The sequence below is a fragment of the Snodgrassella sp. B3088 genome (assembly GCF_026535815.1).
Lineage (GTDB): Bacteria > Pseudomonadota > Gammaproteobacteria > Burkholderiales > Neisseriaceae > Snodgrassella > Snodgrassella alvi_E.
Window position 1 is genome coordinate 135507 of the sequence record NZ_JAFNPG010000009.1, and the last position, 26257, is coordinate 161763.

General features: G+C 37.9%; 31 protein-coding genes, 1 tRNA gene and 2 pseudogenes. 9 read left to right on the forward strand and 25 right to left on the reverse strand.

What is annotated here, in order from left to right; translation table 11 throughout:
- The first annotated feature begins 36 nt into the window (after window positions 1-36).
- The 6 genes from J3U75_RS07405 to J3U75_RS07430 all read left to right on the forward strand — a co-directional run bounded on the left by J3U75_RS07405 (window position 37) and on the right by J3U75_RS07430 (window position 6148).
- Entirely contained in the window at window positions 37-735 is a 699-nt protein-coding gene (locus J3U75_RS07405) for a VIT1/CCC1 transporter family protein (protein WP_267391292.1), read from the forward strand.
- Window positions 736-740: 5 nt separating this feature from the next.
- Window positions 741-1403: a response regulator gene (locus J3U75_RS07410; protein WP_267391293.1), complete on the forward strand. Its 663-nt coding sequence runs from the start codon at window positions 741-743 to the stop codon at window positions 1401-1403.
- Window positions 1400-2758, forward strand: coding sequence for an ATP-binding protein (locus tag J3U75_RS07415; protein ID WP_267391294.1), 1359 nt, complete (start codon window positions 1400-1402; stop codon window positions 2756-2758). Before J3U75_RS07410 ends, J3U75_RS07415 begins: the two co-directional genes overlap by 4 nt.
- Before the next feature lie 312 nt (window positions 2759-3070).
- A complete protein-coding gene (locus tag J3U75_RS07420) occupies window positions 3071-3655 on the forward strand; it encodes a hypothetical protein (protein ID WP_267391295.1) in 585 nt (194 codons plus the stop codon).
- Between the two features lie 231 nt (window positions 3656-3886).
- Window positions 3887-5473: a hypothetical protein gene (locus J3U75_RS07425; protein ID WP_267391296.1), complete on the forward strand. Its 1587-nt coding sequence runs from the start codon at window positions 3887-3889 to the stop codon at window positions 5471-5473.
- A 375-nt stretch (window positions 5474-5848) separates the two neighbouring features.
- On the forward strand, window positions 5849-6148 hold the full coding sequence (locus J3U75_RS07430; protein ID WP_267391298.1) for a hypothetical protein: 300 nt from the start codon (window positions 5849-5851) through the stop codon (window positions 6146-6148).
- Window positions 6149-7126: 978 nt separating this feature from the next.
- Here the strand turns inward: J3U75_RS07430 and J3U75_RS07435 are convergent.
- Window positions 7127-7357: a hypothetical protein gene (locus J3U75_RS07435; protein ID WP_267391299.1), complete on the reverse strand. Its 231-nt coding sequence runs from the start codon at window positions 7355-7357 to the stop codon at window positions 7127-7129.
- 559 nt (window positions 7358-7916) lie between these two features.
- On the opposite strand from J3U75_RS07435, the gene J3U75_RS07440 reads away from it, so the two are divergent.
- Window positions 7917-7992, forward strand: a tRNA-Glu gene (locus tag J3U75_RS07440).
- A gap of 486 nt (window positions 7993-8478) precedes the next feature.
- On the opposite strand, the pseudogene J3U75_RS11405 reads toward J3U75_RS07440, so the two are convergent.
- The 3 genes and pseudogenes from J3U75_RS11405 to J3U75_RS07450 all read right to left on the reverse strand — a co-directional run.
- Window positions 8479-9492 (reverse strand): annotated as a pseudogene (locus tag J3U75_RS11405) (recombinase family protein); the annotation flags it as partial.
- A complete protein-coding gene (locus tag J3U75_RS07445; protein WP_267391300.1) occupies window positions 9493-9948 on the reverse strand; it encodes a hypothetical protein in 456 nt (151 codons plus the stop codon).
- Window positions 9949-10327: 379 nt separating this feature from the next.
- A complete protein-coding gene (locus J3U75_RS07450; protein ID WP_267391301.1) occupies window positions 10328-11329 on the reverse strand; it encodes a tyrosine-type recombinase/integrase in 1002 nt (333 codons plus the stop codon).
- A 642-nt stretch (window positions 11330-11971) separates the two neighbouring features.
- On the opposite strand from J3U75_RS07450, the gene J3U75_RS07455 reads away from it, so the two are divergent.
- A complete protein-coding gene (locus J3U75_RS07455) occupies window positions 11972-12190 on the forward strand; it encodes a hypothetical protein (RefSeq protein ID WP_267391302.1) in 219 nt (72 codons plus the stop codon).
- A 42-nt stretch (window positions 12191-12232) separates the two neighbouring features.
- Here the strand turns inward: J3U75_RS07455 and J3U75_RS07460 are convergent, their stop codons facing one another.
- The 16 genes from J3U75_RS07460 to J3U75_RS07535 form a co-directional block, all read right to left on the reverse strand.
- A complete protein-coding gene (locus J3U75_RS07460) occupies window positions 12233-13090 on the reverse strand; it encodes a DNA adenine methylase (RefSeq protein WP_267391303.1) in 858 nt (285 codons plus the stop codon).
- A 14-nt stretch (window positions 13091-13104) separates the two neighbouring features.
- On the reverse strand, window positions 13105-13230 hold the full coding sequence (locus J3U75_RS07465; RefSeq protein WP_267391304.1) for a Com family DNA-binding transcriptional regulator: 126 nt from the start codon (window positions 13228-13230) through the stop codon (window positions 13105-13107).
- Between the two features lie 173 nt (window positions 13231-13403).
- Window positions 13404-14276: a hypothetical protein gene (locus J3U75_RS07470; RefSeq protein ID WP_267391306.1), complete on the reverse strand. Its 873-nt coding sequence runs from the start codon at window positions 14274-14276 to the stop codon at window positions 13404-13406.
- Window positions 14269-14646, reverse strand: a complete 378-nt coding sequence (locus J3U75_RS07475) for a hypothetical protein (RefSeq protein ID WP_267391308.1) — start codon at window positions 14644-14646, stop codon at window positions 14269-14271. The genes J3U75_RS07470 and J3U75_RS07475 overlap by 8 nt, the downstream gene beginning before the upstream one ends.
- 109 nt (window positions 14647-14755) lie before the next feature.
- The gene (locus tag J3U75_RS07480; protein WP_267391309.1) at window positions 14756-15247 is read right to left on the reverse strand and encodes a hypothetical protein; all 492 of its coding nucleotides are present in this window, start codon (window positions 15245-15247) and stop codon (window positions 14756-14758) included.
- Window positions 15248-15323: 76 nt separating this feature from the next.
- Window positions 15324-15683, reverse strand: coding sequence for a hypothetical protein (locus J3U75_RS07485; protein ID WP_267391310.1), 360 nt, complete (start codon window positions 15681-15683; stop codon window positions 15324-15326).
- Window positions 15683-16216, reverse strand: a complete 534-nt coding sequence (locus J3U75_RS07490) for a hypothetical protein (RefSeq protein WP_267391311.1) — start codon at window positions 16214-16216, stop codon at window positions 15683-15685. Before J3U75_RS07490 ends, J3U75_RS07485 begins: the two co-directional genes overlap by 1 nt.
- A 10-nt stretch (window positions 16217-16226) precedes the next feature.
- Window positions 16227-16535, reverse strand: coding sequence for a hypothetical protein (locus J3U75_RS07495; protein WP_267391312.1), 309 nt, complete (start codon window positions 16533-16535; stop codon window positions 16227-16229).
- A gap of 35 nt (window positions 16536-16570) precedes the next feature.
- Window positions 16571-19345: a toprim domain-containing protein gene (locus tag J3U75_RS07500; RefSeq protein ID WP_267391313.1), complete on the reverse strand. Its 2775-nt coding sequence runs from the start codon at window positions 19343-19345 to the stop codon at window positions 16571-16573.
- Between the two features lies 1 nt (window position 19346).
- On the reverse strand, window positions 19347-19724 hold the full coding sequence (locus J3U75_RS07505; RefSeq protein ID WP_267391314.1) for a hypothetical protein: 378 nt from the start codon (window positions 19722-19724) through the stop codon (window positions 19347-19349).
- A 209-nt stretch (window positions 19725-19933) separates the two neighbouring features.
- The gene (locus J3U75_RS07510; RefSeq protein WP_267391315.1) at window positions 19934-20635 is read right to left on the reverse strand and encodes a hypothetical protein; all 702 of its coding nucleotides are present in this window, start codon (window positions 20633-20635) and stop codon (window positions 19934-19936) included.
- 24 nt (window positions 20636-20659) lie between these two features.
- Complete coding sequence (locus J3U75_RS07515; protein ID WP_267391316.1) at window positions 20660-21253, reverse strand: hypothetical protein; 594 nt, start codon at window positions 21251-21253, stop codon at window positions 20660-20662.
- Window positions 21250-21894 carry a tyrosine-type recombinase/integrase gene (locus J3U75_RS07520; protein ID WP_267391318.1) on the reverse strand — a complete coding sequence of 215 codons (645 nt, stop codon included), beginning with the start codon at window positions 21892-21894 and terminating at the stop codon, window positions 21250-21252. Before J3U75_RS07520 ends, J3U75_RS07515 begins: the two co-directional genes overlap by 4 nt.
- Window positions 21895-21911: 17 nt before the next feature.
- Entirely contained in the window at window positions 21912-22166 is a 255-nt protein-coding gene (locus tag J3U75_RS07525) for a hypothetical protein (protein WP_267391319.1), read from the reverse strand.
- A gap of 147 nt (window positions 22167-22313) precedes the next feature.
- On the reverse strand, window positions 22314-22769 hold the full coding sequence (locus tag J3U75_RS07530) for a phage regulatory CII family protein (RefSeq protein WP_267391320.1): 456 nt from the start codon (window positions 22767-22769) through the stop codon (window positions 22314-22316).
- A gap of 57 nt (window positions 22770-22826) precedes the next feature.
- Complete coding sequence (locus J3U75_RS07535; RefSeq protein WP_267391321.1) at window positions 22827-23027, reverse strand: helix-turn-helix transcriptional regulator; 201 nt, start codon at window positions 23025-23027, stop codon at window positions 22827-22829.
- A gap of 122 nt (window positions 23028-23149) precedes the next feature.
- Here J3U75_RS07535 and J3U75_RS07540 point away from each other — a divergent pair, with 122 nt between their 5' ends.
- Entirely contained in the window at window positions 23150-23515 is a 366-nt protein-coding gene (locus J3U75_RS07540) for a helix-turn-helix domain-containing protein (RefSeq protein WP_267391322.1), read from the forward strand.
- A gap of 61 nt (window positions 23516-23576) precedes the next feature.
- On the opposite strand, the gene J3U75_RS07545 is transcribed toward J3U75_RS07540, so the two are convergent.
- The 5 genes and pseudogenes from J3U75_RS07545 to J3U75_RS07565 all read right to left on the reverse strand — a co-directional run.
- The gene (locus J3U75_RS07545) at window positions 23577-24059 is read right to left on the reverse strand and encodes a M15 family metallopeptidase (RefSeq protein WP_267391323.1); all 483 of its coding nucleotides are present in this window, start codon (window positions 24057-24059) and stop codon (window positions 23577-23579) included.
- 54 nt (window positions 24060-24113) lie between these two features.
- Complete coding sequence (locus J3U75_RS07550; RefSeq protein ID WP_267391324.1) at window positions 24114-24575, reverse strand: lysis system i-spanin subunit Rz; 462 nt, start codon at window positions 24573-24575, stop codon at window positions 24114-24116.
- A 19-nt stretch (window positions 24576-24594) separates the two neighbouring features.
- Window positions 24595-24999, reverse strand: a complete 405-nt coding sequence (locus tag J3U75_RS07555; RefSeq protein WP_267391325.1) for a hypothetical protein — start codon at window positions 24997-24999, stop codon at window positions 24595-24597.
- Window positions 24992-25516, reverse strand: coding sequence for a hypothetical protein (locus J3U75_RS07560; RefSeq protein WP_267391326.1), 525 nt, complete (start codon window positions 25514-25516; stop codon window positions 24992-24994). Before J3U75_RS07560 ends, J3U75_RS07555 begins: the two co-directional genes overlap by 8 nt.
- Before the next feature lie 150 nt (window positions 25517-25666).
- Window positions 25667-26257: pseudogene (locus J3U75_RS07565) on the reverse strand (hypothetical protein); the annotation flags it as partial.

A 26257-nucleotide genomic window follows, 5' to 3' on the forward strand; every position in this document is an offset into this window, starting at 1 on the left:
CAAAAAGCATTAACCTGTACATATCAGGAGCCACAAATGAATCAATCCTGGCATGAAGAAAAACATTTTTCCAACCGTAATAACTGGCTGCGAGCCAGCGTACTCGGTGCCAATGATGGCCTCATTTCTACAGCCAGCCTGTTGATGGGTCTGGCCGCTGCTGAACCAAACCACCAGACCCTGCTCATTACCGGTATTGCTGCCCTTGTATCCGGTGCTGTCTCCATGGCCGCCGGGGAATATGTTTCCGTATCCAGCCAGCGCGATACTGAAGCTGCCGATTTACGCAAAGAACTCGACTCTCTCACTCGCTATCCCGAAATTGAGCTGGCAGAACTTACTGATATATACAGGCAGCGCGGCTTAAATCAGACACTGGCACAGCAAGTAGCAGAAGCATTAACCAAACACAACGCCCTCGAAGCCCACGCCCGCGAAGAAATCGGCATCACCGAAGTTAGTAAAGCCAACCCTTTGCAAGCAGCGATGGCTTCTGCCTTTTCTTTTGCTTGCGGCGCCCTACTACCCGTATTACTATCACTACTAAGCTCAACCGTTTGGCTAATGAGCACACTGGCTGTCACCACCGTAATCGGTCTCGGCATCCTCGGTTGCATCTCAGCCCATCTAGGTGGGGCACCCAAACGACCGGCAGTCATCCGCATCATCATCCTCGGTGCTCTGGCACTCGCTTTTACCAGCATGATCGGTCGAATAATCGGCATAACAATATAAAAAGCATGCGCATACTGATACTCGAAGACGACAGCGATATTGCAGATGGCCTGCATGCAGGCTTACACCAGCATGGCATGGCCTGTGATATCTTTGCTTCCGGACGTCTGGGTGAACAAGCGCTGAGCGCTGCTCCATACGACGCCGTTATACTCGATTTAAGTCTAGCCGAAACAGACGGTATGGACGTACTCAGACACTGGCGCGAACAGGAAATCAATACTCCCGTACTCATTCTTACTGCACGGGATGCCTTGCCAGACCGGCTAGCTGGTCTCAATGCCGGAGCAGATGATTACCTATGCAAACCCTTTGCCTTAGATGAGGTCATTGCCCGCCTTCACGCCTTGATAAGGCGCAGTCAGGGCATCAGCCAGACCCAAATCAGCTTTGGCCAGCTTATCCTTAGTCTCAACAGCTGTAGCGCCAGCTTATATGGCCAGCCACTAAATCTCACCCAGCGCGAATGGTTGCTGCTGCAACTACTCGTTACTCACCCCCAGCGCGTATTTACGCGGGCTCAGATCGAAGACAAACTTTATAGCTGGGAGCAAGAAGTTGAGAGCAACGCCGTAGAAGTTCACGTACATCATTTACGCAAAAAAATCGGTGCCAGCATCATCCGCACCCGCCGCGGTCTTGGCTATCAGCTCGGAGAGGCACCATGAAGCCCACCACCGCCATCAGCCGGCGATTACTTATCTATCTTGGTGCCACCCTGCCCATTTTGTGGCTAGTCACTGCCTTTATTAGCGCAGCAGCCGTCATGCATGAAATAGACGAAGCCGGCGATACTCAAATGAGCCAGCTCGCACAGCGGCTGATGCATACTCCCATCAACCTTGATACCAGTCATTACCCAACCCTGCCGGAAATACCACAAAAACAACGAGGACTCATCGACAGCAAAGAATCCGGCTATGCCATCTGGTACAAAGGACAGCTTATCAACGCAGACCAGACCGGTCACAGCATCCCATACCGCAACAACTACCAAGGCTTCATCAATCAGGGGGAATGGTGGCAAAGTCACGCATGGCGCCTCTTTTACCTGAATAACCCTCAGCAGCAACTTCAAGTAGCTGTATCCTTCAGCATGCATGAACGCCTGCAAACCGTCTTACGCGCCGTATGGTCACAATTGGCCGTATCTATCCTTGCCATCCCTCTGCTGCTATGGCTCATAGTATGGGGCGTCCGTCGAGGCACCAAACCTCTGCAAAAATTAACCCAGACTCTATACCAGCGAGATCCGCATAGCGTCACGCCCATTACCAGCGCCGTTCCCAGCGAAATACAACCCATGATTAACGCGCTGAACGACTTACTCCAGCGTATTGAACAAACCCGAGCCCGTGAGCTGCGTTTTACTGCTGATGCCGCACATGAACTGCGCAGCCCGCTGGCTGCCCTCAAAGTACAAACAGAAGTATTGGCATTAACCAGCCTCAGCGATGCCCAACAGCAACGCGTACGCACCATCGAACACAGCATCGACCGCACCACCCATCTGGTCGACCAGCTCCTCACTCTTTCCCGCCTCGACCCTCTCACAGCCCCGCCTTATACCACCGCAGTAAACTGGACAGAAATCACTAATGAAGCCATTGAAAGCGTCAGTCTTCAAGCACGCGAACGCCATTGTCGCATCCAGCGCCAGTATCAGTCCGAAACAGCATACATACTACCCCTGACCGGCGACCCGACCCTGCTGACCATACTTATCCGCAACTTACTGGATAATGCGATCCGCTACAGCCCCGAACACAGCACCATCAACCTCACCCTAGCAGCCGACAGTATCACCATCACAAACCCCTGCAACGCCATCGCCCCCGAAAACCTACCACGCCTGCGCGAACGGTTTTTCCGACCGGCCGGACAGGAAAGCAGCGGCAGCGGGCTAGGGTTATCTATTGTTGATGGAGTGGCTCAATTGCATGGATTAAAGGTGAAAATAAATATCCTTAATAAAAATCTATTATTTAAGAATAAATTCTTAGTCACAATATATAATAAATGAATATATCTCTTTAGCATAAAAATTAGTTTCATTCTCAACTTTATCCCCTCTCCCCATACCCCTCTCCCAACCAATAAGAACATATTACTAAGAATAATAGATAACTATAGTACATATATAATATTTTAATTATTTGTTTTTTTTGAATTTTATTTAAATATTTTGCAACATATAATACATTTCAAATAATATTTTTGAAAATTTTGTTGCATTTCATAAATTTTTAAATCAAAATATCATGCAACACAAGTAATAAAATTCTCAAAAATATTTTAGTTATATATGTTAAATTCGAAACATGAAAGGAAGGCCATGGACAGCACAAAACCAACCAAAATTGAAAAGAAGGAGGATAGCGAAAACAAAAATCAAACAGAAAAAGTTGTCAACAAAAAATTTAGAAAAACTCCAAGAACTATTGCACAGGAAAAGTTCGTAGAAATTGACCCAGTATCTTTTAGTAACAACGATTATTGGGATAGAAAGAAAATGATTGGCTATTCTACTATTCCGAGAGTATTACCCATTACCATGCAAATATTGGATGTATTAACTAAGGGAAAACCAGTAGGACATACTTATTTTTGTTTATGGGCCAGATTACCGGATTTCAGTTTTATGAAAATTGATAACCCAGAATTATTTGCCAAGGAAGCCGGTTTTACAGGTCAAAGGGCACAAGACACATGGAAAGGCAGAATGCTCAAACTTGTTGAATACGGATTTATTAAAAACTATGAAGGCCATACCGGTCCATTTCATTATATTTTGATGAGAAATCCTGTCAAAGTAATGAAAGAATTAAATGAAAAAGGCGAATTTAACCAAGGAACTTTAAAAACGCTCTACGAACGATTTAAAGAAAGAGCTGAACAAGTGGGGGCTAATGATAATTAACAGCCCCAATCCCACTAACATTTATTTCAAAGAAAGGAGGAAGAATGTTTATACAAATTATTGTTGAATTAGCAAAACTCATAAATTCAATTAATAATTTCATATCGTTGATCATTTACGTTTTTAACAACTTTTAAAAAAACGTAATACAACAAGGTGCGCCAACACCTTGTTGTTTTGTTTCTCTATATAGTATATACAAATTATTTCTTTTTATCTAGCTATTAAAAAATGGACAATAAATATACTAATATCTTTAATCATATAGCTAACGATGCTAACGGATACCCCATCGTCTGGGAAAAATCACTACCAAGTATTTATAAGATTCTCTTGCCCTATAAAGATGCAGATACTCTGCCTGAGGAAGCACAAAAACTACCAGATGAATCGCAAAACGAAGATGAAATCAAATGGATAGCAGGAGCCCAGGACGGAACAACCATTTATCATTGCTCTTATAGCGCAGATGAAAAAAAATTAAATAAAATATTGTCTCTCCTTAAATCCTTGTCTGAACAGATCAATGAGCATGATATTAGCCAACTGTATTCACTAGTAAAAAAAGGAACCACTTTAACCATAATTGATAGCCTTTTAAAAAAATTACCTCAGGAAGATATTAACTTACAAAAGCTTTATTCATTTTTTTACTGGCTGACTCTTAATAGTCCTGACAGAGAAGTCATTAAATTTTCCATAGCCCTACTAGGCTCATATTCTATAGAACAAACTGAATTATTTCATTTACTAGGCATGCATGAAGAATTTACCTTATATTCTGCCGTTGCCTTAACTAAAACCCTTAAAAATCCTGAAGAAATAGAAAAAAATCTTTTATCATTAGCCAAAAAAGTAAATGGATGGGGTCGCATCAACGTAGTGAGGTATCTGATTGAAAACCCATCAGCAAAAACTAAAGACTGGCTCTTAAGAGAAGGATATAAAAACAAAGTTATGAACGAATATCTCGCCTACTCATGTGCCAAAGCGGGTGAATTAAAAATTGCTTTAGAACAAAACAATGTGGATACATCATTTCTGAGCAGCGCAGCCCAAATCATCCTAGCATTAATTAATGGTGGCCCAGCAGAAGATATATATGATTATGAAGATAGTGGATTAGTATGTTTAAATTACCTCAAACATTTAACCAAACATACCTTAACAGATATAAAAATTCTCCATTCTGTCATCGTCATCCTTGACTTTATTACCACAGAGCTTGATGACAGCAATTTAAACTGGGATAGAAACATCAAAACAATAATCACAGAAAAAGCACAACAAATTATTCAACAAAAACATTGGATACCTCTAATAGAAAAAAATCTTCAAGATAAGAACGATTTAAAATTTAATTATGCAGCGTATATTTATTCACAACTAGGATATGACTCATGGCAAATACGTTTCAACCGTCAAAAAAAAAATAAAACCAATCAATGGCTATTCTTAATGCAAACAGAAGACAAACAAAAAATAGAACAAGTAATACAATTGGCCAAAGAACAAAATGATTTTTCTACCATTCCTACTGGTCCATCATTAAAAATATTTACTGACAGTAAGTATGCGGTACACGATGTGCTTGATACCATATTGCAAGAACTAGACCGATTTCCTGGTTTAGCTGAAGAATTAATATTAATAGGCTTACAAAGTCCATTAATCAGAAACCGAATAATGGCCTTAAATGCCATAGAAGCTTTAGAGCGCCAACAATGGTCAAATGAAATCTTAATAAATTTAAAAAAACTGGCCAAAATTGAACCTGATGAAGAAATTCAACAACGCCTTATACATATGCTTTCTTAAACAAACTACTGAATGCGCCAAATCTATATAAAGCTGAAGCATAAATTTAAACAAAAGGTAAAAACCAGTAATCCAAGCATCGAAAAATAGAAATTTGTAGAAACTTTTAAAGGTAAAACAGATGATAACTAATAATTAAGCAGTATTAAAATTTATAGCGATGTAAGCCATATAAATTTTTAGTGAGATTATATTAAAAAATTTAATTATAATGTATTATAATAAAAATTTTTGCTATTTATACCAAATACATTAGATAGAAATGTTTAAAAAGTTTTTTTATTAATTTTTTTATTATGTGGGCTAAATAAGTTTGTTTGGTCAGAATAAGATAACTTAAATCATACTAATCCATCAAATCAAAGTAAATTAAAATTGCAAGAAAAAGATGCAGATATAGAACAGAAAAAGCCAGAATTTTATTCAAGCATGACACCCCAACAAGCAAAGCAATTTGCGGTTGATTTGTTTCATAAAATCGATATTGATGAAAAAAATATTTTAAATGCTTATAAGCAAGGTGATTATAAGACTATAAATCAATATCTAATGTATGATATAAATGATTACATAACAAAACCATATAGCGAAGTAGAAGACAAATTTTGTCTTATAAAAAATATTTTCCTTTCAATGAGGAGATGTTTCCTTATCTTCTTTGTGATAGAGCATTGATAAATTTTACTACCTATACAACTAGTCTTTTAAATAAATTACAATACCCAGATGATGAATATTATAATGCTTTAGTATTAAAAAATAGGCTTAATTTTGAGAAAGCAAAGTATTTATGCTACATGAAAATTACTATGGATTATGAGGAAGCTTCAAAAGATTAATACATTACTATGCTCTTAGTAAAATAAAAGTTATAAATTGAAAAATATTTTTCAAATTTATAGTTTATAAAATTAGGCATATAACATATTTAAATAATAACTAAATTTTTTTATAAAAATATTATTTCTATTTTGATGTCTATACACAGAGTTAAAAAATAAGTTCTATATTAACAGAAAATGACAAATATACACTTAAACCGAAACTAAATCATTTCAGCTTGAAAGGATAATTCTTCAAATTTTTAGTATTATTCGTTTTGATAGAAATAAATTATAACGGATAAATTTGAACTATACTTTTTAATAACTCTATAAATTAATCACATTTGTATAAACAGCGTTTCAAAACTATTATCTAAACATTCTTTCTAATAAAAACGCATTCCAAGGGGTGTTTTTACTCAACCAAACGTTAATTCTGCTTCAATACCAGCACATTGCCCTTATTCTCAGCAATACACTACACCAAACCATCAACCAGCGCACTGAGATAGCCATTGAACTGGAGCATTTCCTTAACATCCACCAATGCCATACTGCCAAGCGCATCGCGTTCGGCCAACAGCTTACCCAGCGTATGCGCTATTTCATGCAGAGCATGAGCTTTTTCACTACAAACAACCGAGCTGATAATTAATTACCGCATAGCTGATATTTTTTTCTGTTCAGAGCTAATAAATTGCTGCGAATAATGGTCACAGCCGCGGCATTTTGCAACAAAGAAGCAGCGCCATCATGAAAATCAGAGTTAATGGAATTTATATTTCCGCCTTAGACTATCCAAAACATAAAGCTTTGCAGACAACAAATCTTACATTTCTTGCTTTACCCGATAGGTAGGCTGATTTTCCTCTATTTCAATTTTTTTCAGCTTGTCACAACTGGGCGTACCGGCAAAATCTTTAAAAGGTGACTCCTGCTCATTTTTGCAATTTTCTTTAAGCCTTATTTTATCAAACTGCGAAGGTTTATAAGCAAAAACATTGCTTAAAGAGCAAGATAACAATATAGCCAGAACAATAGAGGCAAAACCGTTTTTCATTACCTTTAATCCTTTGTCACCAGATAATATTTAACCTGTTAATTGAATTTGTGGCTTACTGTAATTCAAATAACAGACAAAATCATCACCTTTACTTATTAATTTGTTTAAGTCCCTTATATAACGGTATGAATGAAACCTGAATCCATTACCATAATACAATATTACCATCAATAATTAAGTAATTTCCATTACTAACAGATAAATTGAAAATAAATTAATTTTCTTGTTTCAAAGTAAAATTTTTATTTTGCCCTTTTGAATTATTTAATTTATAAAAATAATTTAATACCTGTAAATTAAGTCTGTTTTGATTAGATTTAGAAATAAAGAATATTTTTATTCAAATTAATTTTGACATTGCTTAAAAAATACTATTTTTATTGATATCCAATTTTAAATAAAACCACAGATGCACTTAAAGTAAATTGAATAAAGTTCAGTACATTTTTATTTGATAAATATACTGTTATGTTGATATTTTAGCAAAAATCCACTCACTCACACAATTTGACATATCTATGCCCACTTAGGGATAATTCGCACGCTTATTATGCACGCGCCTATCGTCTAGTGGCCGAGGACACCGCCCTTTCACGGCGGCAACCGGGGTTCGAATCCCTGTAGGCGTGCCAACCGTTCGCACTATGAACCGTTTGCGCATTAACAATACGTTCAGGTACATAGTTAATAATTATTTCATTATCAAGGACATCAATACTTTCTATAAATGATTGTAATAATATTCTAATTTTATTAACATTTTTAACATTAATAATAATTTCTCTAAGTGCCTTAACAGCTGAGTCAATTTCGATTTTAGATGGCTCAACATACATCGGTTCCACAGATATTTTCTCAATTTCTTTTAAGAGTGCGCTTTCTTTGGCATCATAATTTGATATCCGTTTGACCAAGGAACTTGTTTCTGAGGCACCTTCTTCTATTGCGTTGAATAAAGCTTCACGTTTTCTTTTAATTTCTACTAATTGATTCTTCACATAGGACAATCGTTCTTTTTTCTCAGAATTTTTTTCAACATGAGCTTTATACATTTCAGATAAAAAAGATGTTACCATATCTTGTGTTAACAATTTTTCTAGAACTATTTCAAGCAGATATTTATCAAACTGTCGTGCGGGTATGCGACGCGATTTACATGTATATCCTTTTCTAAAACGGCCACAATTGTAATAGCTATAAGTGCGATTACGTCCGGTGGCGGTTTCTATTATTAGTGCTGATTTACAAGAGCCACACCGTAAAATACCAGTGAAAAAGAAAGTACTATTAGGACTACCAGTTGTTACGGTACGTGGAGTAAACCGGGTTTGGACTTTATCAAATATCTGCTTATCAATAATTGCCTCATGGGTTTCCCTGATAATCCACTCCGATTCGGGATTTAATTTTCGTTTGGTTGTGCGATTAAAAATAGTTAGACCAATATAAACTTTATTTTTTAATAGCCTAGAAAGGCTGGCAGATTGAAATTCAACACCCCTATAAGATATACCGGCATTATTTAATTCACGGCAAATGCTAACTGCACTTTCCCCGTTAGCAAAACGTCTGAATATTTCCTGAATTAAACCAGTTTCAGAAGGTTCTGGAACCAATTTTCGACGTTTACCGACCTTCACAGCCACATATCCCAATGGTGTTCGACCACCATTATAAAATCCCTCACCAGCATTTTTCATCATTGACCGCTTTGTGTCACGACTAACTTGTCTAGAATAATGCTCATCCATAATCTCCATTAGGGAATCAGTAAACCAGCCTTCATCTGTATCACTGTTAATAGACATTGATACATAAACAAGCCTAGTACCAGACTCTTTTAGTATTTGCTTATAACTCGCAGCATCAATTTTGTTTCTAGCAAACCGTGAAGTTGACCAAACAATAAAATAATCAATATCATTATATGCACAATAGTTAATTGCTCTCTGAAAAGCATGCCGTTTTAAAGCACTTGTTCCGGTGATTCCATCATCGCGAAATATTTGGATAACAGCTGCACCTAATTCAGCCGCTTTGCGTTCACATTGCTCAATCTGAGCGTCAATGGATACACCATCATCAGCTTGACGCGTGGTACTCACACGCGCATAAATTATTGCTTTTTGCATTTATTTTCTACTTAAACGGGATATATACGAAAGGTCTAAACGTTCATTAAACTGATCTGCTACGACCTTAGCAATTTCTCTATTAGACAAGCCCTGACCCGCTAGGAATTTAATCAGCCGGTTTCTTTCATACCTCGTCCAAGCACTGAAGCTACGAATATGGAGGTTCAAAGCACCGCTATCACTATGTGTACTTTCATCATTATCAAGAATAGCCCACATTTTTAAAAAGTTATCTACCCCTATAGTAGCTGCAATTTTTTGCAGTGTGGCATTCAAGCCTATCTCTCTTAGCGATAAGAGGCGAGGGTCTTTTTTAGAAGGCAAATCGGATTTTCGGAATTCAGAAAACCTGTAAGTCTGTAGGTACCCACCACCCCGGGTGGATGCGTTGATAGAGGCTTGCCGACCCCCCACGCCATTTGAATGCATATGACAATATCTTTTTTTGAGCATTATGCCATCACCCTAATAATAATGAATCTCATTATTTTATGTTATGAATTTCTCTCATATGAGTGGTCTTCAATGTTGTGCATTTTACACTATTCAAGTTCGCTTTTCCGTATTAAAACTGTTCATAGAACTCCCGTCTTTTAGTTACCCGAGTTCGCTTTTTATTCTTATGCGAAGTCCCACATAACATACTTCAATATCATATATGACATATGAATGTAACAATGGATTTTTATATATGCTTTTGTCATAAGTTGAGTTTGGCTGTTTTTTTTAGCAGTTTGCCGCTGTCCTGATTGTACAGCCAGGCGTCAATCTCAGGCGGGGATCAGGTTCAAACACTTAGAGTTGTACGAATCAAATTGAAGGCGGAGTCTCTTTAATTACCTCCTTTTAATGCGCTGATTAGCTCTGATACAGGTGTTCTTAATTTCGATAATGGGTTGCTCCGGTCAACATCATTTGTTAGCTTTCTGGATGCTAAATGTGTATATATTTGTGTACTTCGGGGATCTGAATGGCCCATAAGCTGCATTCTGACGGAATCTCTAATATCACTTTCAGCCAGTTCTGTACCATATAGATGGCGCATAGCATGAGGGTGTAATTGTGCACGTGGAATGCCAGCAGAAAGGCCATGTTTTAAAATAATTTTTTCTATTCCACGAACTGATAGCCGTCTGTTTTCACCTATATATTCGTGCTGAGGGCATTTCCTATTACCAACGCTAACTAATAAGACGCTGTCACCGTTTGGCAATACCCTGTCTATATGCTGCATTTCAGGATGTTCCAAATATATTCTGAGGAGCAGATCAGCCTCTTTAGGCACCGGCAGAATACGTTCTTTATCTCCCTTTTCTAGAATACGCAATGAAAGACGAGGTTCTTTGTCTATAACTTGGGTTATTAGGTTAGATTCATTCAAAGCAACAATACCAGCTGCTCTTAGTCCGCATCCCATCAAAATTGCAAATATTGCGCTGTCACGTATTCCCGTAAACGAGGAAAGGTCAGGTTGCCATAACAGCTTTTCAGCGTTTTGCAGCTGCAACCAAACCGGCAAGCGACGGCCAGTAAGTGGATACCTTATCTCTTGGGCTGGATTCTCTTTTATATCGCCTTTGATATTTGCCAACCAGGTATAAAATTCACGAATGCAGGCTATATAAGGACGGCGGCTAACAGGTTTCAAGCCTATTTTATGTAAATAAGGGCCAGTAAAGAATAGCAATTCATTATTTGAAATGTCCGCCGGCTCTCTATCATTCAGCCAATCTTCATACCTTTTAAGTATGTCGCGATAAGCCTTAATGGATCGATTTGCCAACCCATCATTATTGGATTTGTATATTAAAAAATCTTCAAATATTCGTTTCATGTAGGAACCACTAACAAAAACTAGTCAAAGTTGTGGATTAAAACCATCTATAAATATAAATATTAAAAAACATATAGTTATATCAAATTTCTATCCACAGAAACAATATTATTCTATATTAATTCTGTGGCTTATTTTTTAGGCAGCCCGTTTTTCCGTGGATTTGTAGAATTCGTTTTTCTAAGCTTATTTTATTTTTATCTTTTTGAAATAAATAATAAATAACTATTAATCCAGAAAATTTAAAAAAAAAATATTTGTGGGGAAAACGTGGAAAAAAGGCAAATTTGTGGATTATTAAATACATTTGTGGATGGAAATAAGTTTAAAATCAGAATGATATTTAAAATTAAGCTCAAATCCACGCTTAGAAAATTTCTACTATTAATCTTTTTATCAAAATATTTGAAAAATGCTTAATTTTTAGGCTATCCAAAGGATATATGATTAAATCATATAAATCTTTTAGCACGAAAAGCGAACTCAGATACAGAGATATTCACGAAAGTTTCAGATAAATATATAAGCAATAATCATGCTACGAATTAACGATAAAGCACTGCCATTGCTCGTCTTGTGTTAGTTCAAGAGTTAACATGTTGTTGTCAATTAAGACAAACCAAGAAAAATAAGGAAAAAATTATGGAATTAGAACTTCTACCTCGCTCCGTTGTTGTCAAAGATTATGGCTCTGAAGTTATTGATGAGCTGGATAGTTTGGAATGGTCAGGTAATACATGGACCGTAGATAACTACGGTGTTTGTAATGTTACACATTTTGTATTCGGTCATAGGGGGCTATATTGCTTCAAGAAAAATAACGAAATTTTAGGATATTACTATGTAGTTATAAATGATTGAATTTATACTCAATTAAAAGCGGCCTTCTGGTCGCTTTTGCTTTTAAATTTTATAAATCATATTATCTTCATAGCTTACATTTTTGCTCATATTGGCTGAAATAGATATCCGTTTATAATCGGTGAACCGTTCATAATGGTTACACTTGCCATCGATCAGGAATTTAAGATATTCAATGAATTCACTGCGTGTGCTGGAAAAAAATATAAACGGTGGTCGAACCAGCTCCATTAACTTCAAAAATTCAATCATCCCAAAATAACCGGATTGTTTGTATGATCCTTGCATCGTAGATACATAGGGTGGGTCTAGAATAAATAATGTTTTGGCATTATGAACATATTTCGGCATCAATATACTAAAAGATTCTGAAACAATATCTACACCATTCAGATATCCTCTCACGTCTGGATAATCTGATGTACGGATACAGTTATACATACATTGCTGGAATATGCGTTCGATACTTGATTCCTGTTTTGTCCCAAACATCAGCCATGTATTTAGAACTCTAATATCAATAAATCCCTTAAAAGAGCGAATTATGTTTATTACTTCATTTTTTTTAGATTCTGACAGCCTCTGATATCGGGGGATATCGGCCGTCAGTTCTGCCAATTTTCGACGTAATTGATTAGTATCATCAATATGTTTTAAACGCTCTGTATAGCCGTCAAAATCATTGTATATCACTCTTGCTGCAGGCCTTGTCTTTTTAGCGTGATGAGCCAATAAACCTGAACCACCAAAAACATCAACAATGGTCCAGCCAGAACCTTTATCAGGGATAGCTTCCTGCAATACAGAAATAAAGTGCTTAAGAAAAAAACGCTTTTGCCCAACAAAAGGCAATGGAGCCTGGTTAAAGTTATTTGCCATGATTATCTCTGAGGTACTCATGGCACTCTTAATAGTTAATTTGTTATTTTGAAGTTGTTAACGACTTTACATCGATTACATTTAATTAATATTCGGAAAATTCCTTCTACTTCAGCAAGTTTTCGGTTACACGACTGGCAACGTAAGATTTTAAAAAACATAAAACGCCCAAAAGTTTGACACTCATGGGCGTTCTATATACAGCAATCAAATCTAAGTAATTCAAGGAGAATATATGAGAATATATATTTTATAATAATTTACTAATTGCTGAAAAGAATTTTACTTAATGAATTTTCAACAGAGAAGCAATTTGCTTTCATTACTAGTATCTTCACATAGCTACTGTTTGCCTCCTTGCATATCTATCTATGACATCCATATCAATTAGAGTCACTCCGAAAAGCTTGTTAAAAGCTATGATTTTGTTTACTTGTGCGCGCGCTGTGTTTTTAGTTTCATTTAAAAATCGCATAAAAATTTTACTTTGCCGACGCAAAGCAGAAATGGTACCTGGTTCTTCAATATGGCCAAAATCTGCGCAGTAATACAATACGTACAGGGAATTAGCCATACTTAGTATGGCATCCTTCAAAGTGGCTTCTGTGACCTGATATTCAGCCGCTATTGTCTTCAATGCCTTACGTCCTGCACACACCTTGCCAAATGAGTTAAACACCCAATCCGGCAGTTTCAACATATCTCCAATGATATGAAGTGACAGTACTGCTATAGCATGATTATCACATTCGCTGATAAAGGTTTTGCTAGTATGCGGCAATGACTCTGCGAAATCGGCAACTAATGCCTTCAGTGCATTGAAATGAGTACGTCTCTGCTGGCAACTGATACTACTCTCCATTTCTTGCTCTGCCTTGTCTGCCCATGCTATACGCTGAGGATTCGGCTGTATCAGGTTCATTGCTCGCACTGTAGCCAACATCAGTGTGAAGTAACGTATACAATGTAAATCGTGCTGACTAACGAGCAACGACAGATACATATATAATTTGATTTGTGAATTTATCAGCTCTTGTTCCGTTGGTCGGCTTGGGTCTTTAACCAGGAGTAATCGGTTTTGCTTTACCGGCATTTGTTGTACGGTTCGAAATGCAGTTTTTTTACTCGTAGCGCGCTTTGCCTTTTTGGCTCTTTTAGCAGCTCGCTGAGCCGCAAGCTGCTGGGATACAGATTTTTTATTACACATTGTAATCAATATCCACCATACTAACTTCGAAATCTTCGGGCTCGGGCATAAAATAATTCCAACTAATTATTTTAATTCCAAATCTTCCATCCATATCGCAAAATCCATCAGCCACCGATAAATATGTATCTGAAAACCGTAATCTCTCGCAATAAATACGATAACTAGTACTGCCCGCTATTTGTAGCCAAAATTCAAGATGGTGTTCAATAGGGGCATCTTCATCAGGAGAACCAACCCAATATCTAGACATCTCTTTGATAGTTTTCTTTGCTTCTGGATGATCGAAATCAATTTCAAATACAATTTCATTATTCTCATAGGTTGCTCTGATTTTTTGAACACCGGTGGTGATTAATTCAGTACACATTATTGGCTCTCATTATCTGGTAATTTGCAGTTTTCAAAGAGGGATGTCGATAAGACATTCTCTTATCTACCGCGGTGATAATATTTCTTTGTTTTTTTTGTTGAAAAAGTTAACCACCCAAAGTGGGGGATATACATTCCCAGTTATAGTCCTTAAAAGTAATTGAATTATCTTTAATGACTAATCCTTTTATTATCTCTACATCTTGATTAAAACAATCGCCTTTTTCAAACCCATAAAAAGCAAAATCAATTTGATAATCTTCAGATAAATTACGGAAATTAGACGTAGGGAACTGCCATGAACACTCTAATTTCATTAAAACAATTACTTGATTGTCTTCTTTACTTTCTAGAATTTCAGTAAAGATATTTTTTGGTTCTAAATAAATTGTGGTTTTTAATATATTTCCCTGTTGTACAAAAAATCGAAAACCTTCAGGTAAGTCAATCATATAAGGCTCAACTTTTCTCTCGGTAACTAAAAGTTCCCGATTATCGATTAACCTAAACTGATATCCATATATCCCACAATTAAGAAACCTCATGATATTTGCTACAGTACCGCGTATTTTTAAATTACCAATGCATAGATTTGACATGTTATTTCCTATAAAAATCCCGCTTAGCAGGCCTATTTATGCAGTTTTAAATTGTGAACCAATGCTTTCAAAATTTTTAATACATTTTTATCTCAAAATCGTCATAACTATATGGAAAATAATTAAAACTGTAGATGGAAATTCCCTTACTACCATCCATTGCACAAAATCCCTCAGTATTCAAAAAATATTTATGTAGGTCTCCAAACTCTTCGCAATAAAACTGATGACTGTAAAAGCTTGCCATTTGTAGCCATAAAATCAGACAGTCTTTAAACGGGGTTTCATCATCAAAAGAGGGATACAAATATATTGCCATCTCTTTGATAGTTTTCTTTGCTTCAGGATGATCAAAATCAATTTCAAATATAATTTCGTTCATAGCATATGATGCTATGATTTTTTGAACACCTGTGGTGATTAATTCAGTACTCATTATTGGCTCTCCTGGTTAGACAGCCAGCAATCTTCATAGAATACTGTCACATTGACATACTCACCATTAGATAAATATTCACTCCGAAAATTGACTTTATAACATGCTGGATATTCATCAGATATTTGGATAATAGTGCCTTCCATTGGGGGATAAATAAACAAAAATGAAAATTTAACTTTTGTTCCAACCGGAAAAGGAGGCAAGATATTATTTTTTTGGGCCCATTCAGCCTGTAAGCGAATCTGCTCATCTTGTAGCTGATTACTAAATTGCTCCAAAATATTTACGGTTTTCGTACTTATTGCCCAATTTTCAAAAGAATCAAGCTTCCTTGCAATTTCATAGCCATCAAATTTAATTTTATTATCAATTACTTTTACAATAGCTGTGGCTATATCATTTTTGCTTAATTCATTATTTAATTCAGGGTATTTTTCAGCTATTTCTAGTGCTATTCGAAATTTGATGTCATTGGTAATTTTTGGTCTAGGGGGATTATATGTTACATGATTAACTATATTTTCTACCATTTCTTACTCCTTAATTAAGCATATTTACTGTATAAATTTCTTTATAATTTTGATGTTCTGACGGCCAGCAATCTGCAAAGGGGATTACAGCCGATTTATTAACTTCACATTCATTAGTAAAGTTAATTACATAACATGACTTAAAATCATGAATTTTTTCTATAATGCCTTTGTATGTTGAATTACAATATTTAAAGTAAACATTTAATCCTGAAGGAAGATAAATTAAAATATTATTTTTTAAATCCAAATTTAACTTTGACTTACAATGCCTATTGGGATCATAAGTCGTAGACTTAATTTTATTGTTTTGTCTCATTTCTTACTCCTTAATAACATATACTGCGTTGAAAATTAAACTTTGATTTCTTTTGTTTCCCATGGCGTAGCATATAATCCAAGCTTTTCCAGTGCATTTAATGAGATAGCGGTTAAATGCGCTGTTCTGCGCCCTCCGATAGTTCGCTCTACGTCCTCCATGCCTGGTATCACTACTCCGCTAGCCATTAGTTGCCGTTTGAAAACGCGGCCTGTTTTTATGGGCAAATGGTTATATTTATCGCGAAGGTGAGTGGCTGTACTTATATGATCCATAACATGATTGGCTCTTAATAATAGAGCCCAATCTCCAGAAACTCGTTCCCAAATGAATGGGTGTTCGTAATGTTTTGCTTCAAGCTCAGATAGTAGAATTTCCATAATCCATACCCATGGCAATCGTGTACCATCGGTATCCATAAGGTGGCTGTTCATTTCAGCCAATCCATCTTCTAGAAAATTACCTTGTTCGACTGCTATGCCGGCAAATTCGCATAAATATGCCCATGCGGTGAATATTGCGGCATAGTTTTCCATCATTCGCCTAGCCGTGGCATCTGTACTGTCACTACTGGATCTGCTGCTACAGTAAGCAAGGTATTCACGATGTGTCGTGCGTATCTGTCCTGGTTCAAGACTGGCCAAATATTGAAGCCATTCATATACCGGAAATTGTGGTAAATCATGGGAAATAACTGGCCCTTGTTTTTTTACTGATAATGTTGAACGGCAAATTTTGGACTGCAGGCTTTCCACATCTACTTCTTCACCTGCCAGCAATACTGGTGCACACATTAAATACGGAGTTAAAGCACTACCCACGCGTGTAAATTCGAAACGGTAAGTAGATTGCAGCACGCCATCAACATCATTTAAAGCGGATTTAGGCAATTTTGAATATTCATCCCAGCCGACCGGATGACTGGTATAAGAAACAGATGCTCGCCGGCGATGGTCGGTTTTCAACATTTGTCCAGACAGTACTTGGAAAGCAAGCGTAGACTGCAACGATTCCAACAGTTTGGACTTACCACTGCCTTTTTCAGCATCCATCTGAAAATGTGGCCAATAGCCAAGTACGCATTTTAAATGTGCTCCTAATGCCCATACTAAGGGGATGGATGCCGCATTCTGCTTAAATGTTTCCTGGTACGCTGTTATTACTTGTCTTGCATTAATTATATTTCCTCGTGGGAAGGTCATATTGTGGTAGAGACATTGCTTAGCAGGTTCTGTAAAAAAACAATCGTTACCTTCCAATGCCGCCAGTTCGCCATCACGCCATGCCAGTCCGACAAAGTTGACAACGTCTCTAGCAGCGAGCTCTGCACTACGTTCCATAATAGTAAGCATCCGTGAAAATTGAGCTGGTTTCCAAATGGGTCCAAGCCGTTTCCACCAATCAAGGTTATATATCTTTTCACCCTGTATAACCTCACGATGCAGGCGAGGTCCGCCTCGTGGAATTTGTACAGATACGCCATAAACAGTCTCAGGCTGTGCATCAAGACTGCCATTGATAGTAGCCAGATGACCCTGTATTGATAGTCGACTTATTGCAGCAAGGCGAAAACCGCATAAATCGCCTAAAGTTTCACTACGGCTGACAAAACCTTCTTCGTCCTGAATTTCTTTGAACTCATCTACATATTGTGTAAAGTCATCCATGACCCGATAGCGCCAATATACAGTCCAGTCCTGAGTGGGCAGAAAAATTCTGCGCCGTCCTTTTGTTTTTTCAGTCTCATTAGCGCTGACACTTGGCATACCGCATATGAGCCAAGGATCAATTTGTTTTAATAAAATCTGGAGCCCAGTTTTACCTTCATTCTGTAATCTGTCATTGATGTCCTGTCCTTCATCCCATTCGACCATGTCCACCATTCGTGCAGCCACATCTGTCGAAGTAAGCTGGTCATACAGCTCATAGGCGGCAGCCTGACCAGGTCTTTTACCAGTATGCGGGTTATATTTATCAGCATGATCCAGCGCAATAATGGCCTTTTTTCCCCGCAGGAAAGTCCAATCAATGTGGCTTACATTGGTAACACCTCTAATAGCCAAAGCTGCAATATTTGTTTGGCCAGAAAAAGCAGTTTCCACTGACAGAGCATTTATAGGAGATTCAACTATATATACCACCTTAGCTCTTTTTAGTCGGTAAGGGTCACTGGTCCAGTAATACCCGTTTTTTTCACCTTGGCATTGGGTTTTAACGCCGCCATTTTGTTCAGCATCCACATAACGTAAGTCGATGGCCACACAATTGTTGATACTGTTGTAAATCATAAAGGCAACAGCATCACCTCCATACCCAACTTGACCAGGAGCAAGGTTTGGGCTGTGGTAATTATTCCATCCTAAAGTTGATTTTTTTATAGCAGCTTCAATAACTTCAATATCTATGCCGCGACTGGCCAAATAATCGATAGCCGCAGATGGATCCACCTTACATTTCGTAGCAATATAATCAGTTTTAGTTCGGCTGCGAGGTGCTTTTTGTTCTGGAGCTGGTCTAGGCATCCCGAACCAGTTACCCAGTAAAGTGGCCGCGCTGAGAAAGTCATCAGCGTAGCCTGCATATATCACCAAATCTATAGTGGTTCCTCCATCTCCAGTTGTATGGTCTTTCCAACCCTGTCCATATTTACCCTGATGATGGAGGCTCAAACTGTAATGCTTATCCGGCCTATTAGGCGCGCTGTAATTGCCTTTGCTGCCATCACGCTTTAAGCCCAATTTTTCGGCTATCAGGTGAATATCTATACTTTTAAGCTGGTCGAGCCATTGCGTCATTGCAGCTGAATGCATCTTAAACTTCTTCTATCAAATCATTACTGATACCAATCCTGATGCCAGTAGGATGTATAAATACTGTGGACTTATACTCTGGTAACTGAACGGTATAAAAAACATCTTCGGCAAGATTTAAATCAATGAATATCTGCGGTACATGGGCAAATAAATCATTATCAAACCTAGCTTCACCAGTAGGCTCAGTATCTAAAATGGCCCACATTTCTTCCCAGCTCACCGGGCAATAGGATTTAACACCTACCAGGTTACCGGTAATAATAGTTGTCGGCACCGCTACAACCAGACCAGACTGCACCGCCACAACATTATCAAAACAACGATAAATATCGCCATTGTGTGAATGTGTTTTCATAGTAGACACTGATATTTTCATTAAGCTTCCTTTTGTTATGCATAATAAATAGGGTTGTGCCGCTTCAGCACTTTTGAAAAAGGATAGAAAAACTGTTTAATTAGGCTAATCTGTGTTTTCATTTATAATCTCCGATTGCTGCTTTTGATTTATTTTGTTTGGCCAATTGTCTAAATTACCGGCTGATATCATGATTAAAGCTAGTAACAAACATACAACCCACTTCATGATTATTCCTCTGACCACCAGAAGTGTTTTGCCCATATAAAAACTTTATTAAATGCTATCTGGTAGGTCTCACCGTAAAACCATTTGGTTTGTTGATCCTCCCAACTAAATCTGGCCTCACCGTAAGATGTATATTTAGGGCATTTGGGTCTAGGCATTACTGCTTTAACTAAAAAACCGAAAACATCATTTTGGTTAATCCAACTCTTAAATTCACTTGGCCATGTTTTCAAAAATGAGGTTGCTAAGTCTTTTGGATAAGCTATATCAATAAAAATGTTTTTTGCTTCTTCACCACTTAACTGCAAAAACTCTTTTAATCCGGGCGATTTATTTGTCAAATTAGCTGCTAAGTGAATAATTTGATGAATATCAAAAATAGTTTTTTGGGTTAATTCAGTACCCAAACTTCTATTGATACTCGACAAGCCTAATTCTTCAAAATCTATCAATGGAAGATTTTCTTTAAGCAGTTCTGCTTGTAAATTGTATGCAGCTTCATATGCAGCTGCTTTTGACGGGTATAAGACTTCATCAATTCGAACATTGTTCATAAATGCACCATATTGGCCATCTCTCGACCGACGTGCTTCAACGTCGCCTGCCAGCATAAATGCTTTTTGCTCTCGCTCAGATGCCTGTTGAAACCACAGTTTTTGCCGGTAATTTAAATAATCAGTTGAATATTGATTTTGACTTATCATTTTCTATCCTCGGTCTAATTAAATTTATTTTGAATACAGGTGACAGCTATTACTCTTGTTATTTGTTTCCCCAATAATCCATTCTTTTGCTTTTGATATCGCCATCTCATAGGTTTCAGCATAAAACCATTTATAATCAGGGTAGTCCCACGTATAGCAAAATACTTTGTCATCTAAATAAAATAATATCTTGGGAATGGTTACTTGAATTAACCAACCATATAATTGTTGGTCATCAAGCCATTCCAGCCATGTTTCCTCATTATTAAAATCATTTAATTTAGATATTTTATTGGTATTAACCACATCCTCAAAAACCTTCGCAACTGTTTCCGGACTCTTTGAAAAAAAAGCTTTAAGGCTTATAGAAGGGTTTTCCAATTGAGTGGCCAAATGAATAATTTTTTCAACAGAAAATGTATAATTTACCGAGTCTTCAAACACTTTATTATTAAAAGGAATATCCTGTTTTTTTTCATCCAGTTTCGATAAATTTGGAACTTCCGCTAAAAAACAATTAACCGAAAGGCACTTCCCCTCATCCTCCTCGTTATGTAAATCATCTTTAGATTCAAGTTCTGTTACGTTATCCGATAATTGCATCTGGGTATTGTTCACAATCTACTCCTATGTATTGCCCTTAGAGTCGAAATGGTTACTCGCTTGGGCGGGTTATAATCTGTTTCATCCAGTGCTGCGCAGACTTCCTCACGGCTGGCTTCTGTATAGATTAAAGTTGTATTGATATTTCGGTGCCCTAATGCAGCCTTAACAATGCGCAGAGGTTCCTTAGCCGTACTTTTACGTAAGATATTCATTGCAAGAGTGTGCCGAAAAAAATGAGGTGTAATATTCAGGTATGTCAAACCCGCCATATCTGCCCAGCTTTTTACTCGTTTCTGGATATTGCGGGCAGACATTGCTTCTTCATCCTGCCTACCGGCAATCAGGAAATGCTCAGGATTTTCACTCTCTCTCAAGCTCAGTAAATTAATCAAAGCTATACGGAGAGTTTTGGTCAGATATATCGAATGGTCTTTCTTCTTGCCTTTTCTGTTTTCTTTTGGAATGTAGAGATAATTGGTATCCAGCGCAGTTATGACATCACCTAATCTGATGTGCAAAAATTCACTGATACGCATTCCACTCTGAATTAATGCTGATACAATATAATAATCACGCTGTGCTAATTTATCTGAATATTTTTTTATTTCGTTAAGTAATTTAACCTGTTCAGTTTCAGTTAAATAATGATTCATTTAAGTCTCCTTGAATGCTAAACAACTAGTAACAATCTATCCTGTCCCTTTAGCGAAAAATTTATGTATTGGTCGTTGTAATGGTTTATCTGAATACGACAGGCAGCACCGTGATAGTGAAAAGTTAATTTACTTTGTATGAGATAATGTTTCTGGCCAACTTTTAACATTAACTCGCCGTTTTCTCCGCGCTGAAACCGCATATCGCTTAATGCATCTACTGTCCCGAGAATCATCGATTTGTTCAGTGCTACGCTCGTTTGATGCTGCATGATGCTTTGATACTCCATGTTCGACTACTTCTAAAAATTCTTCCGTTAACAGCCGTGCGAAGAGTTCAATGGGAGGGGCCACTGTTTGTTCAGGTGTAAGGTTATCCCGAACTGTAGTGATGCCTTGTTTGGCCAGAAAATCAGGTATCATCCGTCAACCATAGCCTGAACTCGTGCTTGCCAGCTCATAATTCCGGATAAAAGCCCGAAAACTTGACGACTAAACATCACATATTCTTCCTGAGTTATCCGTCCATCCTCCAAAGCTTCAGCCATAGCCCGATGAGTTTGACCACTGCTGATATGAACACTATTAATAACGTCCAGAAGTGCTTCATCAGCCAATTCTGTAGTATTAGGTAACTCGTAAGCAGAATAATTAAACAAACCACACAAACTAATTAATATGCTTTTATCATTTGTAATACGTACAATATCGATAAATTCCTGCAAAGTTAATTTATGATGAATACAACTTTCATCGGTATTTAACTTGTTATAAAAAGTGCCACTCTGCAAATTCAATTGTTCAGCAATTTTACGAACCCCATAAGAATGTGCGGTTTTCTGTATCTTTCTGAAAAATTCTCGCATTGAGTTCATTTGTGACGCTTCTCACTTTTGTCATTATTCATGCCCTTTTAAACCTGTAATACTAATTTACTCAGGGTCTGGATAAAGAAGATCCATAACGTTAATGTCTAATTGCACTGCAATTTTTTTAGCCAATTCCTTCGAGGGGCTTGTACGACCAGTTTCAATCCCTGAAATATGTACCTGTGAACAGCCAATTGCATTCGCTAGTTCTAGCTGAGTCAATTTTTTACGTTCTCGTGCTTCTCGCAATGTGATTGTAGCCATTACTTGTAATACTTGTATGAGTTGTAAAAGTTTTACAAGTATAAGTAAGTGTTATTAGAAAAGTCAACATGTAATACTTGTAAAAGTTATACTAGTATCAATTTAAAGACTGATTTTGAAAAATGATTGCTCAACGAATAAAAGCAGCCAGAAAATTACGACACAAAAGTCAGGAATGGTTAGCAGAAGAAATAGGTTTAACACAAAGCAGTGTAAGCCTCTGGGAGCTGGGTAGAACGGATCCCACAGAAGAATCCATGGAACGCATAGCAAAAGCATTAAATATTAATGTTCAATGGCTTGCTACAGGCGAAGGGGAAATGTATGACAGCGATTTGTATCCCGCCGTAGTCATAAACCTGACAGATGACCCTAATAATCAGATGAATCGCGCTGAACAGAGAATGGAATTTCTGATGTTGTTTGACCAGCTGTCTTCATCAAAGCGAAAAGCTTTATTGACCTTTATGAAAGAATGGATACAGTAAATTTTGTTTTTAAATGCAAACAAACCACGTTAAAACGTGGTTTGCAATTACAGTAATTTACTTATATTAATTCGAAGTGTGGCCCATCAATAAATGCCTTTTTGCCGGCATTACGCCGTGTCGTAACATAATCGCTTACCAGCGCTTCAGGGGTCTTGCATGTATCATTCAGACAAACACTCCAGTTGCCGCCCCATCTAATACGGATGTTTAGCTCCTGTGCAGCCCTTCGCATTGCCTCTGCAATAGGATAAATTGCCGGCCAATGCCATGCTACTTCTTTAGTACCATTACCATCAAAATCAGCCCAAGGTAGCAAATCTACTGCATAACCGTATCCGTCTGTCTTCTTAATATGATTACTGTTCATCGTCTGACTTGAACCAGCCTTTACCAGTTTTGCTTGTCTGGCTTTGTCTCTCACACCTTCATAGACAGTAAAATCCTGCTTTGTTAACTCAATTGCACGTTTCACCACTTTCACAAGATTTGGGTGGACGCCCTCGAGTTTTTTTTTGCTCGCTGAACCAAGAACATAAGTCATGTTATTCCTTTCGCTGAAAAATGGCGGCCGGAACACTCGACTACCTGTTATCAATTAATGATTAAGTATTTGCTGAGTTTGCTGATAAGCATCAACACAAGCGTCACGCTGCTTAATTGCGGTTACTGCATACTCTCCGAGGTCGAGAATATCCTGTTCAGTTTGCCCTGTACTTGCTGCGTTGACGGTTTGCCCGTTGTCACCCATGCGGGTAGACTGGCCAGACTGATTTCCCTTTCGGTTGGCCTGTTGCTGACATTGCTGCAGGCGGCGAGTGCCGGAACTAACAGCATTACGTAAATCAGCGATATCTTTCTGTGCATCTTGCAACTCCTGATATTGCGAATGATCAATTTTGGCCAAAGTCGTAGAACTCGCCTTTTCCATACGGCGCATACTCTGCTGCTGGGCAACTTGTGCTTTTGCCGTTTCCAATTCTCGCGCTGTCCATTTCTGATGCCAGTAGTTATCTGTAGCCCACCAGGAAACAAATGCTCCCAGCACAGTGAATAGCATTACAGCAGCTAATGAATATTTATTTATCACGTTCCAATTCTTTCTTTGCACGCTGCATATACATTTCAACGCCTTTACCTCCAGATACACCTACTGCGCAGCTGAGCCCGAGTAATTGCATACTGTTGACCGAAACGATGTCCGTACCTGCAACAAACAAATAGGTCAGTAACCCACCGAAACCACCAATGGCTGCAGACTGCCACAGTTTTCGGAATGGCTTTGGTGTGTAATTACTATCATCAAATAAACGCATCAGAACCAGCACAATGCCACCACCAGCCGCCCCGATAATGTTGTAAAGCAAATCCCATGCAGCATAAGATGAAAGACTATCGTGCAACGTATCTTTAACAGCAGCCAATGCAGGGGGGGCAAATAATAAGTACGCAAGTGCCGCAACAATATATTTATGATTACGCATACCGTGCCTTATTGTTACAGACTAAGCCTTCCATAATCGCAAATCCGATACCGGCCAGACACAAACCAAGATAAAACCAGCGGATAGGTGAGTCCTCTGTAATACCCAGCCAGTAAGACATGGGAATGACAAACAAACTGGCCAGTGCAGGGGGTAAATAGAACCATTGTCTGCGGCGGTTAATCCAGGCACAGGCAGTTTTAATGTGTGAGCGAACCGTCTGCATATATCTCAAGAAGAAGCAGTTATGTTCGTATAGATGCTTAATGCGTTTACTGTTGATAGCACCACATAACCAAATAGCCAATGTTTCAACCATCAATAGTAATGCTGAACCAGCCATTGCCAGTATCAGACATTTGCCCCATATACCGGACAAGCTGACCACACGAGCCAGTACCGATTGATGGTGACAAAACGCAACTATAACCAAATTAAATAATATGGCGCCGTAAAAAAAGCGGATGCAATGTAATAAATAGACCACTTGCCGGCGCATCAGAAAGCATCGTCGCATCGTTTTCCCAGTTTTATGAATGATTATTCATTTAAAATCATAAGTCATTGCAAAACCAGTGTAGTTTTTGGTCATAAAAAAACCTACCTTGATGGCAGGTTAGTAAAATCTCAATAAAAGCAAAGAAATGGCGAATTTATTTCTACCCAATCAAATCTGCTTTTCGGCTGTTTCCCATAATTCAAATAACTTATCAGGTTCAATGCTAAGCGTTTCAGTAAAAAACAACCATATGTCTTCATTATCCAGCCTGAAAAACTGAGCCTCCGAAATTGCAGCTCGTATCTTGATTAAACGTTCGCCAGTTAATTCACGTTCTGCAATATCCAGCAAATCATCTTTATTTTTACCATACTGCAATTCAATTGCCGTCAAAAGCTGGCTGCGGGTGATAACCCCTGCCTTTTCTTTTTTGTCTTGCAGGCGTAATTCATCAGCATTAGCCACATCCACCCATGCGCCAGCCTCTTCTGACCACTCAGTAAAAGGCAACGGGGCGCAGGTAGTTACATCTTTTGATAATTTACCTATCGCAGTTATTGTCTGCTTTTCGCCAGTTTTCTTGAGGTATACAACTTCCCCGCGATGATCTTCTATATATACCCATTGGCCATCAATCCATTGAGGGATAAAGCCGTTTTTATGTTCAGGCTCGTCGGCTTCAATACAAAGACGAGGAATTAAATAATGCCCGTTTTTTACAACTGGGTCTAAATCGGCGGTTGTCATTCCTACAAAGTA

Coding starts and splice junctions, on each gene's coding strand:
- J3U75_RS07415 (WP_267391294.1), top strand. CDS start 1,400: ATGAAGCCCACCACCGCCATCAGCCGGCGATTACTTATCTATCTTGGT.
- J3U75_RS07550 (WP_267391324.1), bottom strand. CDS start 24,575: ATGCTATTCACTGTGCTGGGAGCATTTGTTTCCTGGTGGGCTACAGAT.
- J3U75_RS07500 (WP_267391313.1), bottom strand. CDS start 19,345: ATGCATTCAGCTGCAATGACGCAATGGCTCGACCAGCTTAAAAGTATA.
- J3U75_RS07505 (WP_267391314.1), bottom strand. CDS start 19,724: ATGAAAATATCAGTGTCTACTATGAAAACACATTCACACAATGGCGAT.
- J3U75_RS07410 (WP_267391293.1), top strand. CDS start 741: ATGCGCATACTGATACTCGAAGACGACAGCGATATTGCAGATGGCCTG.
- J3U75_RS07465 (WP_267391304.1), bottom strand. CDS start 13,230: ATGTTTTTTAAAATCTTACGTTGCCAGTCGTGTAACCGAAAACTTGCT.
- J3U75_RS07470 (WP_267391306.1), bottom strand. CDS start 14,276: ATGTGTAATAAAAAATCTGTATCCCAGCAGCTTGCGGCTCAGCGAGCT.
- J3U75_RS07545 (WP_267391323.1), bottom strand. CDS start 24,059: ATGACTTATGTTCTTGGTTCAGCGAGCAAAAAAAAACTCGAGGGCGTC.
- J3U75_RS07445 (WP_267391300.1), bottom strand. CDS start 9,948: ATGCTCAAAAAAAGATATTGTCATATGCATTCAAATGGCGTGGGGGGT.
- J3U75_RS07475 (WP_267391308.1), bottom strand. CDS start 14,646: ATGTGTACTGAATTAATCACCACCGGTGTTCAAAAAATCAGAGCAACC.
- J3U75_RS07525 (WP_267391319.1), bottom strand. CDS start 22,166: ATGCAGCATCAAACGAGCGTAGCACTGAACAAATCGATGATTCTCGGG.
- J3U75_RS07460 (WP_267391303.1), bottom strand. CDS start 13,090: ATGAGTACCTCAGAGATAATCATGGCAAATAACTTTAACCAGGCTCCA.
- J3U75_RS07425 (WP_267391296.1), top strand. CDS start 3,887: ATGGACAATAAATATACTAATATCTTTAATCATATAGCTAACGATGCT.
- J3U75_RS07530 (WP_267391320.1), bottom strand. CDS start 22,769: ATGAACTCAATGCGAGAATTTTTCAGAAAGATACAGAAAACCGCACAT.
- J3U75_RS07480 (WP_267391309.1), bottom strand. CDS start 15,247: ATGTCAAATCTATGCATTGGTAATTTAAAAATACGCGGTACTGTAGCA.
- J3U75_RS07485 (WP_267391310.1), bottom strand. CDS start 15,683: ATGAGTACTGAATTAATCACCACAGGTGTTCAAAAAATCATAGCATCA.
- J3U75_RS07490 (WP_267391311.1), bottom strand. CDS start 16,216: ATGGTAGAAAATATAGTTAATCATGTAACATATAATCCCCCTAGACCA.
- J3U75_RS07560 (WP_267391326.1), bottom strand. CDS start 25,516: ATGCGACGATGCTTTCTGATGCGCCGGCAAGTGGTCTATTTATTACAT.
- J3U75_RS07510 (WP_267391315.1), bottom strand. CDS start 20,635: ATGATAAGTCAAAATCAATATTCAACTGATTATTTAAATTACCGGCAA.
- J3U75_RS07450 (WP_267391301.1), bottom strand. CDS start 11,329: ATGAAACGAATATTTGAAGATTTTTTAATATACAAATCCAATAATGAT.
- J3U75_RS07405 (WP_267391292.1), top strand. CDS start 37: ATGAATCAATCCTGGCATGAAGAAAAACATTTTTCCAACCGTAATAAC.
- J3U75_RS07520 (WP_267391318.1), bottom strand. CDS start 21,894: ATGAATCATTATTTAACTGAAACTGAACAGGTTAAATTACTTAACGAA.
- J3U75_RS07495 (WP_267391312.1), bottom strand. CDS start 16,535: ATGAGACAAAACAATAAAATTAAGTCTACGACTTATGATCCCAATAGG.
- J3U75_RS07540 (WP_267391322.1), top strand. CDS start 23,150: ATGATTGCTCAACGAATAAAAGCAGCCAGAAAATTACGACACAAAAGT.
- J3U75_RS07535 (WP_267391321.1), bottom strand. CDS start 23,027: ATGGCTACAATCACATTGCGAGAAGCACGAGAACGTAAAAAATTGACT.
- J3U75_RS07455 (WP_267391302.1), top strand. CDS start 11,972: ATGGAATTAGAACTTCTACCTCGCTCCGTTGTTGTCAAAGATTATGGC.
- J3U75_RS07420 (WP_267391295.1), top strand. CDS start 3,071: ATGGACAGCACAAAACCAACCAAAATTGAAAAGAAGGAGGATAGCGAA.
- J3U75_RS07435 (WP_267391299.1), bottom strand. CDS start 7,357: ATGAAAAACGGTTTTGCCTCTATTGTTCTGGCTATATTGTTATCTTGC.
- J3U75_RS07555 (WP_267391325.1), bottom strand. CDS start 24,999: ATGCGTAATCATAAATATATTGTTGCGGCACTTGCGTACTTATTATTT.